The organism is Streptomyces sp. BL1 (assembly GCF_057628045.1).
Genome location: NZ_JBXYWZ010000002.1, coordinates 2,367,447 through 2,384,123, shown reverse-complemented (window position 1 = coordinate 2,384,123; position 16,677 = coordinate 2,367,447). Strand labels below are relative to the sequence as shown.

Annotated in this window: 11 protein-coding genes and 1 pseudogene; 8 read left to right on the top strand and 4 right to left on the bottom strand. The window is 70.8% G+C overall.

The genetic code is table 11. From position 1 onward, the window contains the following. Nucleotides 1-49: 49 nt before the first annotated feature. The 4 genes from AC3AGO_RS10540 to AC3AGO_RS10525 all read left to right on the top strand — a co-directional run bounded on the left by AC3AGO_RS10540 (nucleotide 50) and on the right by AC3AGO_RS10525 (nucleotide 5,040). Nucleotides 50-805: an NUDIX hydrolase gene (locus AC3AGO_RS10540; RefSeq protein WP_487819892.1), complete on the top strand. Its 756-nt coding sequence runs from the start codon at nucleotides 50-52 to the stop codon at nucleotides 803-805. Nucleotides 806-1,048: 243 nt separating this feature from the next. Next, nucleotides 1,049-1,972 (top strand): FadR/GntR family transcriptional regulator, encoded by a 924-nt coding sequence (locus AC3AGO_RS10535; protein ID WP_487824608.1) that lies wholly within the window; start codon nucleotides 1,049-1,051, stop codon nucleotides 1,970-1,972. Nucleotides 1,973-2,377: 405 nt separating this feature from the next. Beyond that, nucleotides 2,378-4,015, top strand: coding sequence for an RNA polymerase sigma factor (locus AC3AGO_RS10530; RefSeq protein WP_487819891.1), 1,638 nt, complete (start codon nucleotides 2,378-2,380; stop codon nucleotides 4,013-4,015). A gap of 194 nt (nucleotides 4,016-4,209) precedes the next feature. After that, entirely contained in the window at nucleotides 4,210-5,040 is an 831-nt protein-coding gene (locus tag AC3AGO_RS10525; RefSeq protein WP_487819890.1) for a S1 family serine peptidase, read from the top strand. A 168-nt stretch (nucleotides 5,041-5,208) separates the two neighbouring features. On the opposite strand, the gene AC3AGO_RS10520 is transcribed toward AC3AGO_RS10525, so the two are convergent. Continuing rightward, nucleotides 5,209-5,436: a DUF7455 domain-containing protein gene (locus AC3AGO_RS10520; protein WP_487819889.1), complete on the bottom strand. Its 228-nt coding sequence runs from the start codon at nucleotides 5,434-5,436 to the stop codon at nucleotides 5,209-5,211. A gap of 459 nt (nucleotides 5,437-5,895) precedes the next feature. Here AC3AGO_RS10520 and AC3AGO_RS10515 point away from each other — a divergent pair, with 459 nt between their 5' ends. The 3 genes and pseudogenes from AC3AGO_RS10515 to AC3AGO_RS10505 all read left to right on the top strand — a co-directional run bounded on the left by AC3AGO_RS10515 (nucleotide 5,896) and on the right by AC3AGO_RS10505 (nucleotide 10,374). Then, entirely contained in the window at nucleotides 5,896-8,019 is a 2,124-nt protein-coding gene (locus AC3AGO_RS10515; RefSeq protein ID WP_487819888.1) for a DNA gyrase/topoisomerase IV subunit B, read from the top strand. Between the two features lie 187 nt (nucleotides 8,020-8,206). Further along, a pseudogene (locus AC3AGO_RS10510) lies at nucleotides 8,207-8,620 on the top strand (DUF485 domain-containing protein); the annotation flags it as partial. 149 nt (nucleotides 8,621-8,769) lie between these two features. Next, nucleotides 8,770-10,374, top strand: coding sequence for a solute symporter family protein (locus tag AC3AGO_RS10505; RefSeq protein ID WP_487819887.1), 1,605 nt, complete (start codon nucleotides 8,770-8,772; stop codon nucleotides 10,372-10,374). A 100-nt stretch (nucleotides 10,375-10,474) separates the two neighbouring features. On the opposite strand, the gene AC3AGO_RS10500 is transcribed toward AC3AGO_RS10505, so the two are convergent. After that, on the bottom strand, nucleotides 10,475-10,723 hold the full coding sequence (locus AC3AGO_RS10500; protein WP_487824607.1) for a DUF6411 family protein: 249 nt from the start codon (nucleotides 10,721-10,723) through the stop codon (nucleotides 10,475-10,477). Between the two features lie 75 nt (nucleotides 10,724-10,798). Next, nucleotides 10,799-12,505 (bottom strand): ATP-binding protein, encoded by a 1,707-nt coding sequence (locus tag AC3AGO_RS10495; RefSeq protein ID WP_487819886.1) that lies wholly within the window; start codon nucleotides 12,503-12,505, stop codon nucleotides 10,799-10,801. A 225-nt stretch (nucleotides 12,506-12,730) separates the two neighbouring features. Here AC3AGO_RS10495 and AC3AGO_RS10490 point away from each other — a divergent pair, with 225 nt between their 5' ends. After that, complete coding sequence (locus AC3AGO_RS10490) at nucleotides 12,731-13,918, top strand: CobW family GTP-binding protein (protein ID WP_487819885.1); 1,188 nt, start codon at nucleotides 12,731-12,733, stop codon at nucleotides 13,916-13,918. 142 nt (nucleotides 13,919-14,060) lie between these two features. Here AC3AGO_RS10490 and AC3AGO_RS10485 read toward each other — a convergent pair whose 3' ends face one another. Continuing rightward, nucleotides 14,061-16,511 carry a DNA gyrase/topoisomerase IV subunit A gene (locus AC3AGO_RS10485; protein ID WP_487819884.1) on the bottom strand — a complete coding sequence of 817 codons (2,451 nt, stop codon included), beginning with the start codon at nucleotides 16,509-16,511 and terminating at the stop codon, nucleotides 14,061-14,063. Nucleotides 16,512-16,677 lie beyond the last annotated feature (166 nt).

The window sequence follows — 16,677 nt, the reverse complement described above, 5'->3', positions numbered from 1 at the left end:
TCCCGGCGTACGGACTGTTTATCGTCAAGGAGACGACTATGATCGCGCCATGCCCTACGATCCGTCGGCCTTCCCGCCCTTCGCCGTCACCGTCGACCTGGTCGTGCTCACCGTGCGCAGGCATGCGCTGTGCGCCCTCGCCGTGCGCCGGGGCGAGTCGCCCTTCCAGGGACGGTGGGCGCTGCCCGGCGGCTTCGTCCGGGCCGACGAGGACCTCACGACCGCCGCGGCGCGCGAGCTCTCCGAGGAGACCGGGCTGCGCACCGACGCACCGGCGGGCCGGAACCCCTGTGCCCATCTCGAACAACTCGCCACCTACGGCGATCCGCAGCGCGACCCGCGGATGCGGGTGGTCAGCGTGGCGCACCTCGCTCTGGCCCCGGGCCTGCCCGCGCCCACGGCCGGCGGTGACGCACACAGTGCGCGCTGGGCCCCCGTCGAGACGCTCCTCGGGAACGGCGACGGCGCGGCCCGCGAAGGTGAACTCGCCGCCCCGCTCGCCTTCGACCACGACCAGATCCTCGCCGACGGAGTGGAGCGCGCCAGATCGAAGATCGAGTATTCCTCGCTCGCCACGGCGTTCTGCCCGCCGGAGTTCACGGTCGGCGAGCTGCGCAGGGTCTACGAAGCGGTGTGGGGAGTCGCCCTCGATCCGCGGAACTTCCACCGGAAGGTCACCGGCACCCCCGGCTTCCTGGTGCCCACGGGAGGGACGACCACCCGTCAGGGAGGACGCCCCGCACAGCTGTTCAGTGCCGGAGGGGCCACCCTGCTGAACCCGCCGATGCTGCGCCCCGAGGTCTGACGGCCCCGACTCCCCTCCGTGGCCCGCGCCGTGGCCGGGGAATGGACCGCGCAGGTCAGCAGCGGAACAGCAACAGCCCGCGGGTGGCCGGAAGATGACACGCGGCGAACGGTTTCTTTCCGATAAGGCGTCAATCGCGCGGAAGCCAGTGATCACCCTTTCGTGTGCTTTTCACCAAAGCCCTCAAGGCCGCTCCGGGCCCCGCCGACAAAGGAGGGCGTGACTACCCTTGCGCACTCCATGATGACCACGGCTCGCTCGGCCGAAGCCGGCCTCCCCGGCCCGAGCGAGCTCGACCGCTACGCGTATGCCGAGTCCTCCGGCGCGGCACGCACGACCACCAACGCCCCCGCCTGGGAAGGCTCCGAGGCCGAAATGAACCGCGTGGGCCGGCGTGCAGCCGGCAGCCGCGGGCGCGGGCTGCACGGCCAACTGGTCCAGCAGCTCGGCCAGATGATCGTCTCCGGCGATCTGGGCGCCGACCGCCCGCTCGTCCCCGAGGAGATCGGACAGCGCTTCGAGGTCTCCCGCACCGTCGTCCGTGAGTCCCTCCGCGTCCTCGAGGCCAAGGGCCTGGTCAGCGCCCGCCCCAACGTGGGCACCAGGATCCGTCCGGTCAGCGACTGGAATCTGCTCGACCCCGACATCATCGAGTGGCGCGCCTTCGGCCCGCAGCGCGAGGACCAGCGCCGCGAACTGTGCGAACTGCGCAGTGCCATCGAGCCGCTGGCCGCCCGGCTGGCCGCCGAGCGCAGCCGTGACGAGGTGTCGCAGCGCCTCGGCGACATGGTGGAGATCATGACCCACTCGCTGTCCCAGGGCGACAGCCTCACGTTCTCCCGCGCGGACGCCGAATTCCACGGGCTGCTCCTGCAGGCCGCGGGCAACCGCATGCTGGAGCACCTGGCGGGAATCGTTTCCGCTGCGCTCCAGGTCTCCGGCGGCCCGGCCAGCGGATGCGAACGCCCCACCGATGTCTCGCTCGGCCACCACCGCCGGGTCGTCGAGGCGCTCTCCGCGGGTGAAGCCGTCGCCGCCGAGGCCGCCGTCCGGCAGCTGCTCGCGCCGCACACCGAGGAGGAGCGCCGGGAGCCCCGGGAGGCCCGGCCCGCGGGCACGGCCCCCGGCGGCGGGGAGCACGTGGTCCCGCCGCCCCGGGAGCACTGAGCCCGGGGACTCCGGTTCCCCGCGGCACCCACCGGTCAACTCCCGTGTCAGCGCCGTCGCCGACAGCGGATACGGCCGCACCGCCGACCCGGCGGCGCGGCCGTATCCGTTGCCCGTCCGACGCGTTGGACAGTGCCGCACCCCGGAAGTCCCGAAGCTCCGTACCCCTCAAGGGGATTCGTCCGGTTCTCGACGCATACACCCGGGTACACGGTGTGACTCGGACCACGCGGATGGGGCGTAACGCTTCCCGTCCCCGTGCGATGACTCAAGAGGTGACAGCCGAGGAGGGAATACGGAAGCCGCGCATGGCGCTCATGTAAGGCAGTCGTTTGTATCCCTCCAGTGCTCAGCCCGCGCCGCCGGTCATCCCCTCCGGCGGTCCATATCCATCGTTCCGAGAGGTTGTTCGTGTCGGCCAGCACATCCCGTACGCTCCCTGCCGAGATCGCCGAGTCCGAATCTGTGATGGCGCTCATTGAGCGGGGAAAGGCTGAGGGGCAGATTGCCGGCGACGATGTGCGTCGGGCCTTCGAGGCTGACCAGATTCCGCCAACCCAGTGGAAGAACGTTCTGCGCAGCCTCAACCAGATCCTCGACGAGGAGGGTGTGACGCTGATGGTGAGTGCCGCGGAGGCGCCCAAGCGCACCCGGAAGAGCGTCGCGGCGAAGACGCCGGCCAAGCGCACCGCCACCAAGACGGTCGCTGCCAAGAGCGCCACGGCGAAGAACCCCACTGCCACCAAGAGGACCGCCCCGGCGGGCGCCGCCGCGGCTGCCCCGCCCGAGACGCCCCCGATGGTGACCCCCGAGGCCGCAGACATGGACGAGTCCGACGAGTCGGCCGCCGAGAGCGCGGCGGCGAAGAACACCGCCGCCAAGAAGGCGCCGGCAAAGAAGGCAGCCGCGAAGAAGACCGCGGCCGCCGCACCCGCGAAGAAGACCGCGGCCAAGAAGTCGGTCGTCGAGGAGATCCTCGAAGAGGAAGAACTCATCGAGGAGATCCCGGCGAAGCCGGCCACCAACAAGCCGGGTGCCGAGGACGGCCCGACGGCCGAGGCCAAGGAAGAGGGCTTCGTCCTCTCCGACGACGACGAGGACGACGCGCCGGCCCAGCAGGTCGCCGCCGCGGGCGCCACCGCCGACCCGGTCAAGGACTACCTCAAGCAGATCGGCAAGGTCCCACTGCTCAACGCGGAACAGGAGGTCGAGCTCGCCAAGCGCATCGAGGCCGGCCTGTTCTCCGAGGACAAGCTGGCCACCGAGGAGAAGCTCGCACCGAAGCTGCAGCGCGAGCTGGAGATCATCGCCGAGGACGGCCGGCGCGCGAAGAACCACCTGCTGGAGGCCAACCTCCGTCTCGTGGTCTCGCTCGCCAAGCGCTACACCGGCCGCGGCATGCTCTTCCTGGACCTGATCCAGGAGGGCAACCTCGGTCTGATCCGCGCGGTCGAGAAGTTCGACTACACCAAGGGCTACAAGTTCTCGACGTACGCGACGTGGTGGATCCGTCAGGCCATCACCCGCGCGATGGCCGACCAGGCCCGCACCATCCGTATCCCGGTGCACATGGTCGAGGTCATCAACAAGCTCGCGCGTGTGCAGCGTCAGATGCTCCAGGACCTGGGCCGCGAGCCCACCCCGGAGGAGCTGGCCAAGGAGCTCGACATGACCCCGGAGAAGGTCGTCGAGGTCCAGAAGTACGGCCGCGAGCCCATCTCGCTGCACACCCCGCTCGGCGAGGACGGGGACAGCGAATTCGGTGACCTCATCGAGGACTCCGAGGCGGTCGTCCCGGCCGACGCGGTCAGCTTCACCCTGCTCCAGGAGCAGCTGCACTCCGTCCTCGACACGCTCAGCGAGCGTGAGGCGGGCGTGGTCTCGATGCGCTTCGGCCTCACCGACGGCCAGCCGAAGACCCTCGACGAGATCGGCAAGGTCTACGGCGTCACCCGTGAGCGGATCCGTCAGATCGAGTCCAAGACGATGTCGAAGCTGCGCCACCCGTCCCGTTCCCAGGTGCTGCGCGACTACCTCGACTGAGCAACAGCGCCGCACAGTACGGCAGTACGGCACAGAAGTACGCAGAGGCCGGCGTCCCCGCACGGGGGCGCCGGCCTCTGCGTGCGAGGCGCGTGCCGGCGGCGCCGTGAGCCGTGTGATCGACTGCGGATGCGGACACGCCGTACGGAGATGACGCTGGGTGTTCCCGAAGTCCCGTACGGTCAGGAGGCTGTATGCGTTCTCTTCGTGCTCTCCGCGTCCTTGTACCGCTGTTGCTCGGGGCGCTGCTGGCGGCGCTGCTCGCGCCGCAGGCAGGTGCCCGCGACAAGCGGATCGTGGGTGGTCACGCCGTATCGGCGGCGAGCCACCCCTGGGTTGTCGCGCTCTCGAGCCGGGACAGATTCGGCTCGGCGCGCTCCGGACAGTTCTGCGGAGGTGCGGTCGTCGGCACGCGTACGGTCGCCACCGCCGCGCACTGTCTGAGCAACGAGGTGCTGGGAGTCGACCACAAGAAGGTCAGCGATCTGCGGATCGTCACAGGCCGGGGCGACCTCGACGGACGCGCGGGCCGCGAGGTGGCGGTGACGAAGATGTGGGTCAACCCCAAGTACAACAGCCAGACGAACGAGGGGGATGTGGCCGTCCTCACGCTCGCGAAGAAGCTGCCCCGCCAGGCCGTTGTGGGCATGGCAGAGCGCGGTCACTCCGGATACCGGGCGGGTACGAAGGCGCGGGTGTTCGGCTGGGGAGACACGTCGGGCAACGGGAGTTACGCGTCCAGCCTGCGCGCGGCCACTGTGCGCATGCAGAAGGACGCGGAGTGTGAACGTGCCTATCCGGGCAACGCAGACGGGAAGTTCGCGCGCAGCACAATGGTGTGCGCGGGAGTGTCGGGCGGCGGCAAGGACGCCTGCCAGGGCGACAGCGGCGGTCCGTTGATCGCGCGCGGCCGTCTCGTGGGTCTCGTCTCGTGGGGTACCGGATGCGGCGAGGCCGGTCGTCCGGGGGTCTATACGCGCGTCTCCGCGGTTGCCGGACTGGTGCGCGCCCACAGCGCGGGCTGAACGGGCCGACCGCTGGGCACCGGCCCGCAAGGGCGAATTCAGGACGAGTGAGGGACGAGCGAAGGCGGCCATCCCGCAAGGGGATGGCCGCCTTTGGCCCGGCACCTGATGCCGGTCCGAGCTCGTCGGATCTCCGCACCGCTTCAGGTCAGCGGCTCACTGGCTCACTCAGCGTTCTTCCTCGGCTGCAGCCGGAGAGGCGGTCAGCTTCTCCGTCTCGTCCTGTATCTCCGCGGCGATCTTCTTGAGCTCCGGCTCGAACTTACGGCCGTGGTGGGCGCAGAACAGCAGCTCTCCGCCGCTGAGCAGAACGACGCGCAGGTACGCCTGGGCGTTGCAGCGGTCGCAGCGATCGGCGGCCGTCAGCGGGGTCGCGGGGGTCAGAACAGTAGTCACGTCGCCTCTTCTCTAGCTCGACGAGCTGTCGTACCAGGGTCAACATCCAACCAGGCCGAAAACGTTCCCGCTCTCGGCGTTTCCTCAGAAATTTTTCTGCGAGGCGGCCGGACGTTGCCGGGTGGCGGCGAATGAGCCGTATTACTTGGGTCGAGTGGTCTTCACGATGTCGGTGGCTGTTGTGCGGTTGTCCGTCTTCGGTTGTCTTTCACGTCTTCCGCTCTGTTGAGGAGGACGTGCCCGGAGCCTAAATGGTTCATGCCCGGATGTGAACGTGATGTACGCGTCACCCGGCCGTGTTATCGAACGCGCGAGCGAACTTGGGCTAGCATACCGCTCACGCTGGTGTCGCTGGGGTCACTTCCCGGGTGGCGCGACACGCGTTGTCCTGGGGCTCGGTACCCTCTGATCCGGCAACCCAGCCATCAGCAAGCCGAATTCAGCGAGGAGCGAACCCGCGTGACCGCCGAGACCTCCGTGCCGTCCACCGCAGTGCTGACCGGGGCCGACCGGGACGGCGGCTCCAACTACACGGCGCGGCACCTGCTTGTCCTGGAGGGCCTGGAGGCGGTGCGCAAGCGCCCGGGCATGTATATCGGGTCCACCGACAGCCGGGGACTGATGCACTGCCTGTGGGAGATCATCGACAACTCGGTCGACGAGGCGCTCGGCGGTCACTGCGACCGCATCGAGGTCACGCTGCACGAGGACGGCTCGGTGGAGGTCACCGACAACGGCCGTGGAATTCCTGTCGATGTGGAGCCCAAGACCGGCCTCTCCGGCATCGAGGTCGTGATGACGAAGCTGCACGCCGGCGGCAAGTTCGGCGGCGGTTCGTACGCGGCGTCGGGCGGTCTGCACGGTGTCGGCGCCTCCGTGGTGAACGCGCTGTCCGCGCGGCTCGACGTCGAGGTGGACCGCAACAGCCGTACGCACTCGATCAGTTTCCGCCGCGGCGTGCCCGGCATCTTCACGGAGTCCGGCCCCGACGCGCCGTTCGACCCGTCCACCGGAGTGCTCAAGGGCAAGAAGGTACCCAAGACCCGTACGGGCACGCGCGTTCGTTACTGGGCGGACCGTCAGATCTTCCTCAAGGACGCCCGGTTGTCGCTGGAGACGCTCCAGGCGCGCGCCCGGCAGACGGCCTTCCTGGTGCCGGGGCTGACCCTGGTCCTCCGGGACGAGCGCGGTCTCGACGGCGAGGGCCCGGTCGAGGAGGTCTTCCGCTACGACGGCGGCATCAGCGAGTTCTGCGAGTACCTCGCGCAGGACAAGCCGGTCAACGACGTGCTGCGGCTCCAGGGCAAGGGCAGCTTCAAGGAGACCGTGCCCGTCCTCGACGACCGCGGGCACATGATCCCCACCGAGGTCCAGCGCGAGCTGGGTGTCGACATCGCGCTGCGCTGGGGCACCGGTTACGACACCACGCTGAAGTCCTTCGTCAACATCATCGCCACCCCCAAGGGCGGCACCCACGTCTCCGGTTTCGAGCGGTCGGTAGCCAAGACCGTGAACGAGGCGCTGCGTTCGGCCAAGATGCTGCGCGTCGCCGAGGACGACATCGCGAAGGACGACGCGCTGGAGGGCATGACGGCGGTCGTGACCGTACGGCTGGCGGAGCCGCAGTTCGAGGGGCAGACCAAGGAGGTGCTGGGCACCTCGGCCGCGTCCCGGATCGTGGCGCAGGTGGTGGCGAAGGAGCTCAAGGCGTTCCTGACGTCGAACAAGCGGGACGCCAAGCAGCAGGCCAGGTCGGTGCTGGAGAAGGTCGTCGCGGCGGCCCGTACGCGCATCGCGGCGCGGCAGCACAAGGAGGCGCAGCGCCGCAAGACCGCGCTGGAGTCCTCGTCCCTGCCGGCCAAGCTCGCCGACTGCCGCAGCGACGACGTCGACCGCAGTGAACTCTTCATCGTGGAGGGCGACTCGGCGCTGGGTACGGCGAAGCTGGCGCGGAACTCGGAGTTCCAGGCGCTGCTGCCGATCCGCGGCAAGATCCTCAACGTCCAGAAGTCCTCCGTCTCGGACATGCTGAAGAACGCCGAGTGCGGCTCGATCATCCAGGTCATAGGAGCCGGTTCCGGGCGGACCTTCGACATCGACCAGGCGCGCTACGGCAAGGTCATCTTCCTCGCCGACGCGGATGTGGACGGCGCGCACATCCGCTGCCTGCTGCTCACCCTCTTCCAGCGCTACATGCGGCCGATGGTGGAGCAGGGGCGGGTCTTCTCCGCCGTGCCGCCGCTGCACCGGATCGAGCTGACCAGCCCCAAGAAGGGGCAGGACAAGTACATCTACACCTACTCCGACAACGAGCTGCGGCAGACCCTGCTGGAGCTGGAGCGCACCAAGACGCGCTACAAGGAGTCGATCCAGCGCTACAAGGGTCTGGGCGAGATGGACGCCGACCAGCTCGCGGAGACGACGATGGATCCGCGGCACCGCACGCTGCGCCGGATCAACATCGCCGATCTGGAGGCGGCGGAGAAGGCGTTCGCGCTGCTGATGGGCAGTGACGTCGCGCCGCGCCGGGAGTTCATCAGCTCCTCGGCGGCGACGCTCGACCGCTCGCGCATCGACATCTGAGGTCCGTTCCGGAGCGGTCCGGGAAGCCCTCGCCGTCACCCATCCGATGTGCGCAACGGGTCCTGTGCGCCCGTACGTTCGCCCCGTCGCGCGCGGGCGAACGTACGGGCGCGCGCGCCATCACCTGATGGGATGAAAGGCCCGGAATGCCCAGTCTGCGATCTTGTGTGTCTGTCCATCCTGGAGCATGCCCACCCATGACCCCTGGTACGACGCCCTTGCCTCAGGGCCCGTATCCGTACCGGCACAGCAGCCGCAGTGGCGCGAGCGGACGGTCTCCGCTCCCGACCCGCAGGCCGCCGTCTATCTGACCGTCCAGCGCAGCCCTGCCTTCCAGCAGGTGCGCAGCCGGTACCGCCGCTTCGTGCTGCCCGCCAGCGCCGCGTTTCTCGTCTGGTATCTCGCGTACGTCGTGACAGCCACCGCGGCCCCGGGGCTGATGGCCCGTCCGGTGGCCGGCGTTCTCAACGTCGCGATGGCGGCGGGGCTCGCCCAGTTCGCCACCACCTTCCTGCTCACCTGGGCCTACGCCCGGCACGCCCGGCTGCGGCGGGACCAGCTCGCGCTCGAACTGCGCTGGGAGACCCAGGACATGGCGCGTACGTCGGCGGCGCCCGCGGCGGACCCGCAGGCCGCGCCGTCGAAGGACGCCTCCCCGCAGCAGGCCTCCTCGCAGTCCGTGCCGTCGCAGCACGCGCCGGCTCAGGCCCCCTCCCAGCCCGCAGTGCGGCCCGTGCGGGAGGAGGCCCGGTGAGCGGGACCCACCAGACGCTGACGCTGCTGCTGTTCACGGCCTTCGTGGCCGTGTCGCTCGCCATCACCAGCTGGGCGGGCCGCAAACGGCACGGTTCGCCGGAGGAGTTCTACGCGGGAGGGCGGCTGTTCTCGCCCCTGGAGAACGGATTCGCCCTCGCGGGGGACTACATGTCCGCCGCCTCCTTCCTCGGCATCTCCGGGCTCATCGCCCTGTTCGGCTACGACGGCATGCTGTACTCCGTCGGCTTCCTCGTCGCCTGGCTGGTCGTCCTGCTGCTCGTCGCCGAACTGGTGCGGAACTGCGGCCGGTTCACCCTCGCCGACGTCGTCAGTGCCCGGATGCGCGAGCGGCCCGTACGGATCGCCATCGGTGTGTCCTCGGTGACCGTCTCGGTGCTCTATCTGGTCGCGCAGATGGTCGGCGCGGGCAGTCTGGTCGCCCTGCTGCTCGGCGGCGGTACGGGCAGTGTGGCCCGGTCCTGGACGGTGATCGGTGTCGGTGCGCTGATGGTCGTCTATGTGTCGTGCGGCGGCATGCGCGCCACCACATGGATCCAGATCGTCAAGGCGGTGCTGTTGATGGGCGGCGCCGTCACCCTGACCTGTCTGGTGCTCGTCCGGTTCAGCGGTGACCCCGGCGCCCTGCTGAGCAGCGCGGCCGAACGCAGCGGCCACGGAAGGGACTTCCTCGCCCCCGGGCTGCGGTACGGCGGCGAGTGGACGCACCGGCTCGACTTCGTCAGCCTCGGCCTGGCCCTCGTGCTCGGCACGGCCGGGCTGCCGCACATCCTGTCGCGCTTCTACACCGTGCCCACCGCGCGCGCCGCTCGCCGCTCGGTCGTCTGGGCCATCGGACTCATCGGCGCCTTCTACCTGATGACGATCGTGCTCGGCTTCGGCGCCGCCGCTCTCGTCGGCCCGGACGCGGTGCGCACCTCGGACGCCGCGGGCAACACCTCCGTACCGCTGCTGGCGATGGAGCTCGGCGGCGGTGCCGGATCGGCGGGCGGGGCGGTGCTGTTCGCCCTCGTCGGCGCTGTCGCCTTCGCGACGATCCTCGCGGTCGTCGCGGGCATCACGCTCGCCTCCTCCGCCTCCGTGGCGCACGACCTGTACGCGAGCTGGCGGCGCGGCAAGCCCGGCAGGGGCGCCGCGCACAGCGAGGTCGGTGTGGCCAGGGTGGCGGCTGTGGCCATCGGTGCCGCCGCGATCGGACTGGGCCTCCTCGCCCAGGAGTTGAACGTGGCGTTCCTGGTCGGGCTGGCCTTCGCCGTCGCGGCCTCGGCGAATCTGCCGGTGCTGCTGTACGCCATGTTCTGGCGCCGGTTCACCAAGCGGGGCGCCGTGTGGGCGGTGTACGGCGGCCTGGTGCCCGCCGTACTGCTCGTGGTGCTCTCGCCCGTGGTGTCCGGCGCGCCCACCGCGTTCTTCCCCGGTGTGGACTTCGCGCTGTTCCCGCTGGAGAACCCGGGGCTGCTGTCCATCCCCGCGGGCTTCCTCGCCGGCTGGGTGGGCACGGTCACCTCATCCGAGGGCGCGGACGAGGCACGCCACGCGGAGACGGAGGTCCGGTCCCTGACGGGCGCCGGCGCGGTGTGACGTGACGTGAGGTGACGTGACGGGGCCCGGTGGCGTACGGGGCCCGGTGTCGTACGGCGGGCGGTGTCCGCTGCTGAACTGCCCGCCCCGCCGGGCGGGTTCAGCGGCGCGGCAGTATCCGCCAGTGCGCCCTGCGGCCTGCCGCGCCGCTCCTGCCCAGCGCGCGCCCGCTGGCCCGGAACGGTTTGGAGGCCCAGCGCCCCAGCCGTCCCGGGGCCTTCCCCGCGGCTCGTGAGCCGAGCCCGACCGTGCGCCGCGCACCGCGTTCCGGATACCGCGACAGGCGCGGCAGCAGAAACGCGAGCACGGCCAGTACGGCACATGCGCCGACGATCATCACAACGATCACGGTGGCCTCCTGGCCGGTCTCCCGGCGTACGGCTGCGGTCATCAAGGCCCCGGCGGGTACCCCCGCCGCCGCAGATCACTCGGCGCGGCTCTCCACCCGCGCGGGCCGCAGCGCCTGCGGCAGCCGTACGGTGAACTCCGCGCCGCCGCCCGGCGCTTCGCCCACGTGCGCGCTGCCGCCGTGCCGCTCCGCCAGCCTCCGTACGAGCGCGAGGCCGAGTCCGCGCTGCCGGTGCGCTGCGGTGTCCTCGGTGGTCTTGGTGGACCAGCCGTCGGTGAACACCAGGCCACGGCGGTCCTCGGGGATCCCGGGGCCGCTGTCGCGGACCCGCAGGGTGACGCCGGTGCCGGCCGCTTCGGGCACGGTCAGCCCGGCCTCCACCCAGGCGCCCTCCGAACCGCTGGCCGCGTCCAGCGCGTTGTCGACGAGGTTGCCGACCACCGTGGCCAGTTCGCGCGGGTCGACGAGCCGGTCCGGCAGGGCGCTGCCGGGTGCGATCATCAGCGCCACCCCGCGCTCCGCCGCCACGGTCGCCTTGCCCACCAACAGGGCGGCGAGCAGCGGGTCCTGGACCCGTTCGGAGATCTGTTCGGCGGTCGCCCGGCGCACTCCGACGACCTCGCTGAGATAGTCGGCTGCCTCCTCGTACATCTCCAGCTCCAGCAGGCCCAGCAGGATGTGCATCCGGTTGGCGTGCTCGTGGTCCTGGGCGCGCAGGGCGTCGATCAGGCCGCGGGAGCCGTCGAGTTCGCGGCCGAGCAGCTCCAGCTCGGTGCGGTCGCGGAGGGTGGCGACGGCGCCGCCGTCGTCGGTCGGCATCCGGTTGGCGATCAGTACGCGTTCGCCGCTGACGGTCAGCAGATCGTCGCCGGTGACGCGGCCCGCCAGGACGTCGGTCGTACGGCCCGGGCCGAGCGCGTCCTCCAGCGCCCGCCCTGTGTCCTCGGGGCGCAGCTCCAGCAGCCGCTGCGCCTCGTCGTTGACGAGCCGGATCCGGCCCTTGCGGTCCAGCGCCAGCACACCTTCGCGGATGCCGTGCAGCATCGCCTCGCGTTCCGCGAGGAGCGCGGAGATATCGGAGAACGCCAGGTCGTGGGTGCGGCGTTGGAGCCTGCGGGACACCAGATAGGCGGCCAGCGCGCCGAAGGCGAGCGCGCCGCCCGCGTACGCCAGGAGCTCCGGCACCTCGCCCAGCAGCCGGTCGCGCACGTTGTCGTACGCGATGCCGACGGACACCGCGCCGACCGTCCGGCCGTGACTGTCGACCACCGGGGCCTTGCCGCGTGCGGAACGGCCGAGGGTGCCGTTGTCGATCTGCCGGACTTCGTGCCCGGCCAGGGCCCTGCTGGGGTCGGTGGAGACGTGCTCGCCGATCCGCGCCGGGGTCGCGTGGGACCAGCGGATGCCGCGGTGGTCCATCACCACGACGTACGCGGCACCGGTCGACTTCCGGATCCGCTCCGCCTCGTGCTGCACCGGACCGTCGGGGGAGGGCGCCCGGCCCGAGGCCAGCCGCGCGGGGAGGCCGGGCCGCACCGCGGTCGTCCGGGCGATCGCCAGTGCCCGGTCCATGGCCTGGTCGTCGAGCTCGGAGCTGAGCGGCGCGAGGAAGAGCCCGGTCGCCAGCGCCGTCACCCCCGTGGTGATCACCAGCTGGACGAGCAGGACCTGCGAGAACACCCGCCGCGGCCAGTGCGGGAGGCGCCTTCGGGAGCGGGGCCTCCGCCGGGGCCCGGCGGGCAGCGCTGCGTGCGCGGTCCGGTCGGCGGGCTGTGCGCTCATCGGGCGGTCCTCGCGGCGGGCGGAAAGGCGGGTCAGCAGGACCGTAACCGCTGACGGCCGGATGCGCTGTGACCTGTTCGCCGGCCGTCTCCGGGAGGGGTGTGATCCTCGCGGTCGGTTACGATCGGCAGCCGGTGACGGCGGTCGTCCCGCACGTGCGGATACCGTGTGTTCACTCACCGCAGTCACGCAGCACAGTCATGTTCCGCAGCAGGGGGCGCCACCTTGGGCACACGACGGATCCCGGTCATCGTTCTCGCGGGGTTCCTCGGTTCGGGCAAGACGACCCTGCTGAACCATCTGCTGCGGCGCGGCAGAGGCACCCGCATCGGCGCCGTCGTCAACGACTTCGGCAGCATCGAGATCGACGCGATGACCGTGGCGGGGCAGGTCGACTCCATGGTGTCGCTCGGTGACGGCTGTCTGTGCTGCGCCGTCGACACCAGCGACCTGGACGGCGTACTGGAACGGCTGGCGCAGCCCTCGGCGGGCATGGACGTCATCGTGGTGGAGGCGAGCGGACTCGCCGAGCCGGAGACGATGATCCGGATGATCCTGGCCAGCGGCAGTGAACACATCGTCTACGGCGGCCTGGTGGAGGTCGTCGACGCGGCGGAGTTCCACGCCGTACGGGAGCGGCACCCGGAGCTCGGCCGGCACGTACGGGCCGCCGACCTGGTCGTCCTCAACAAGGCCGACCGGGTGGGGGAGAGCGAACGGGACGCGCTGCACCGCGAGTTGACCGGGCTGAGCCCCGGTACGCCGGTCGTGCCCGCCTCGTACGGGCGGGTCGAGCCCGATCTGCTCTTCGACCCCGCGGTACGGGAGCGGCCCGCCGTGGAACAGCTGTCCTTCGACGCGCTGCTGTACGAGGACGAGGACGAGAACGGGAGCGGGGAGGTCTGCGGGGACGGCTGTGCGGACGGCTGCGGGCACGCGCCGCACCTGCACGCGGCGTACGAGAGCGTGGAGTTCACCGCGGACCGGCCGCTGAATCCGCGCCGGCTGCTGGAGTTCCTCGACAGCCGCCCGGACGGGCTCTACCGCATCAAGGGCTTCGTCGACTTCGGCGACGCCGACCCCGCGCAGAAGTACAGCGTGCACGCCGTGGGCGGTTTCCTGCGCTTCGCGCCGTCCGCGTGGGAGCGCGGCGAGGAGCGGTACAGCGCGCTCGTCCTGATCGGCTCGGGCATCGACGGGGCGGCCCTGCGCGCCGAGTTGGCCGCGTGCGTGGTCACCGACGCGGACGAGCCGGACCCGCACGCGATGTGGAGCGTCATGCGGTACGTGGACGGCCCGCGGGACGACGAGGACGCGCCGGAGGAGCCCGACGACGGGGCGGGCGAGGACGACGGGGACCCGGAGGACCCGGACGGCCTCGGCGGCAGCTACGCCCTGGCACCCGCTCCGTAACCCGGGGCTCCGTAACCCCGAGACTCCGTCACGGCCGCGCGGCCGGAGCGACAGCCGTGCGCCCGGAAGCGGCAGCCGCGCGGCCGGACGCCGCGACGGGGCGCGAACGCCCCGTCACAGCACGGCTGTTACGACGCTGCCGTCACACCGGTCCGGCGACCGCGGTGATCGGCTTGGTCAGGGGGACACCCGAGCCGTCGCGGCGGGGGTCCACCTCCGGGAGCTCCGCGGCCGCACCGGTCTTGGTGGCGGCCCGGACCGGGGTCGGGCCGGCCCACGCCAGGGTGAGGCAGTCCTCGCCCTTGAGGAACCGCTGACAGCGCACGCCGCCCGTGGCGCGCCCCTTGCGCGGATACTGGTCGAAGGGCGTCAGCTTGACCGACGCCTCCGCCATACCGGCCAGCGCGCCCCGCGAACCGGCCACGGTGAAGACCGCCGCGTCCACCGCGGGATCGACCGCCGTGAACGAGATGACCTTGGCGTCACCGGTGAGCTTGATGCCGGCGACACCGCCGGCGGCCCGGCCCTGCGGCCGCACCTGGCTCGCCTGGTAGCGCAGCAACTGCGCCTCGTCCGTGATGAAGACCAGGTCCTCCTCGCCCGTACGCAGCTCGACCGCGCCGGCGATGCGGTCGCCGTCCTTGAGCGAGATGACCTCCAACTCCTCCTTGTTGGCCGGGTAGTCGGGCACCACCCGCTTCACGACGCCCTGTTCGGTGCCGATGGCCAGCCCCGGCGAGGACTCGTCCAGCGTCATCAGGCAGATCAGCTCCTCGCCCTCCTCCAGCGGCAGGAACTCCGAGACCTGGCCGCCGCCGGACAGATTCGGCGAGGACGCCGACTCGGGCAGCTGCGGAAGGTCCACGACCTGGAGGCGCAGCAGCCGCCCGGTGGAGGTGACCGCGCCGACCTCGCCGCGCGTCGTGGCCGGCACCGCGGACACGATCACATCGTGCTTCGCGCGCTTCGCCGACTCGTCGAAGACGGTCCCGCCGTTCGCCGTACGCGCCAGCAGGCCCGTCGAGGAGAGCAGCACCCGGCACGGGTCGTCGGCGACCTCCAGCGGCACCGCCGCGACCGTCGTGCCCGCCGCCTCCAGCAGCTCGGTGCGGCGCGGCGTGCCGTACTTCTTGGCGATGGCGCCCAGTTCGGAGGAGACCAGCTTCCGCAGCTCCGCGTCGGAGTCCAGGATCCGGGTGAGCTCCTCGATGTCGGCGCGCAGCTTGTCCCGCTCGCTCTCCAGCTCCAGCCGGTCGAACTTGGTGAGCCGGCGCAGCGGCGTGTCGAGGATGTACTGGGTCTGGATGTCGCTGAGCCCGAAGCGCTCCATCAGCGAGGACTTGGCCTCGGCGGAGTTCTCGCTGGACCGGATGATCCGGATGACCTCGTCGATGTCGATCAGGGCCACCAGCAGCCCCTCGACCAGGTGCAGCCGGTCGCGCCGCTTGGTCCGCCGGAACTCGCTGCGCCGCCGCACCACCCGGAAGCGGTGGTCGACGTAGACCTCCAGCAGCTCCTTCAGGCCCAGCGTCAGCGGCTGACCGTCCACCAGGGCCACGTTGTTGATGCCGAAGGACTCCTCCATCGGCGTCAGCTTGTAGAGCTGCTCCAGCACCGCCTCGGGGTTGAAGCCGTTCTTCAGCTCGATCACGAGACGCAGTCCGTGCTCGCGGTCGGTGAGGTCCTTGACGTCCGCGATGCCCTGCAGCTTCTTGGAGTTGACCAGGTCCTTGATCTTCGAGATGACCTTCTCGGGGCCGACCGTGAACGGCAGTTGCGTCACGATGAGGCCCTTGCGCCGCGGCGTCACCTGCTCGACCGTCGCCGAGGCCCGCATCTTGAAGGTGCCGCGCCCGGTCGTGTACGCGTCCTGGATGCCCTCCAGGCCGACGATCTGACCGCCTGTGGGCAGGTCGGGGCCCGGCACGAAGCCCATCAGGGTCTCCAGGTCGGCGCCCGGATGCCTGATCAGATGCCGTGCGGCGGCGATGACTTCGCCCAGATTGTGCGGCGGCATGTTCGTCGCCATGCCGACGGCGATCCCGGAGGCGCCGTTCACCAGCAGGTTCGGATAGGCGGCCGGGAGGGTGGCCGGCTCCTCCTCGCTGCCGTCGTAGTTGGGCCCGAAGTCGACGGTGTCCTCGTCGATCGAGTCGACCATCAGACCGGCGGCGGGAGTGGAGCGGCACTCGGTGTACCGCATCGCGGCGGGCGGGTCGTCGTTGCCCAGGGAGCCGAAGTTGCCGTGCCCGTCGACCAGCGGGAGGCGCATCGAGAACGACTGCGCCATGCGCACCAGCGCGTCGTAGATGGCGCCGTCACCGTGCGGGTGGAGCTTACCCATCACCTCGCCCACCACGCGGGCGCACTTGACGTGCGAGCGCTCGGGCCGCAGGCCCATCTCGTGCATCTGGTACAGGATGCGCCGGTGCACGGGCTTCATTCCGTCGCGGGCGTCCGGCAGCGCGCGCGAGTAGATGACCGAGTAGGCGTACTCCAGGTAGGAGCTCTGCATCTCGTCGACGACGTCGATATCGAGGATGCGCTCCTCGAAGTCGTCCGGCGGCGGGGTCTTCGTACTGCGGGGGGCCATCGCGGCTGCGGCTCCTTCGGTGCGTACCTGCGGGGTGTGACCTGACGGGCGGAACGCGGACCATTGTGGACCGTGCCACCGACAACGAGCGCCCCGACCCGGCGGAGCGGCCGGGGGAGCCCGGATCAGAGAGGGTGCCGGGCGGCACCACCGCACAGACGGTACG

Bases quoted from the DNA above. Each gene is read 5' to 3' on its own strand.
- AC3AGO_RS10540 (WP_487819892.1), top strand. From the start codon at position 50: ATGCCCTACGATCCGTCGGCCTTCCCGCCCTTCGCCGTCACCGTCGAC.
- AC3AGO_RS10535 (WP_487824608.1), top strand. From the start codon at position 1,049: ATGACCACGGCTCGCTCGGCCGAAGCCGGCCTCCCCGGCCCGAGCGAG.
- AC3AGO_RS10525 (WP_487819890.1), top strand. From the start codon at position 4,210: ATGCGTTCTCTTCGTGCTCTCCGCGTCCTTGTACCGCTGTTGCTCGGG.
- AC3AGO_RS10495 (WP_487819886.1), bottom strand. From the start codon at position 12,505: ATGAGCGCACAGCCCGCCGACCGGACCGCGCACGCAGCGCTGCCCGCC.
- AC3AGO_RS10485 (WP_487819884.1), bottom strand. From the start codon at position 16,511: ATGGCCCCCCGCAGTACGAAGACCCCGCCGCCGGACGACTTCGAGGAG.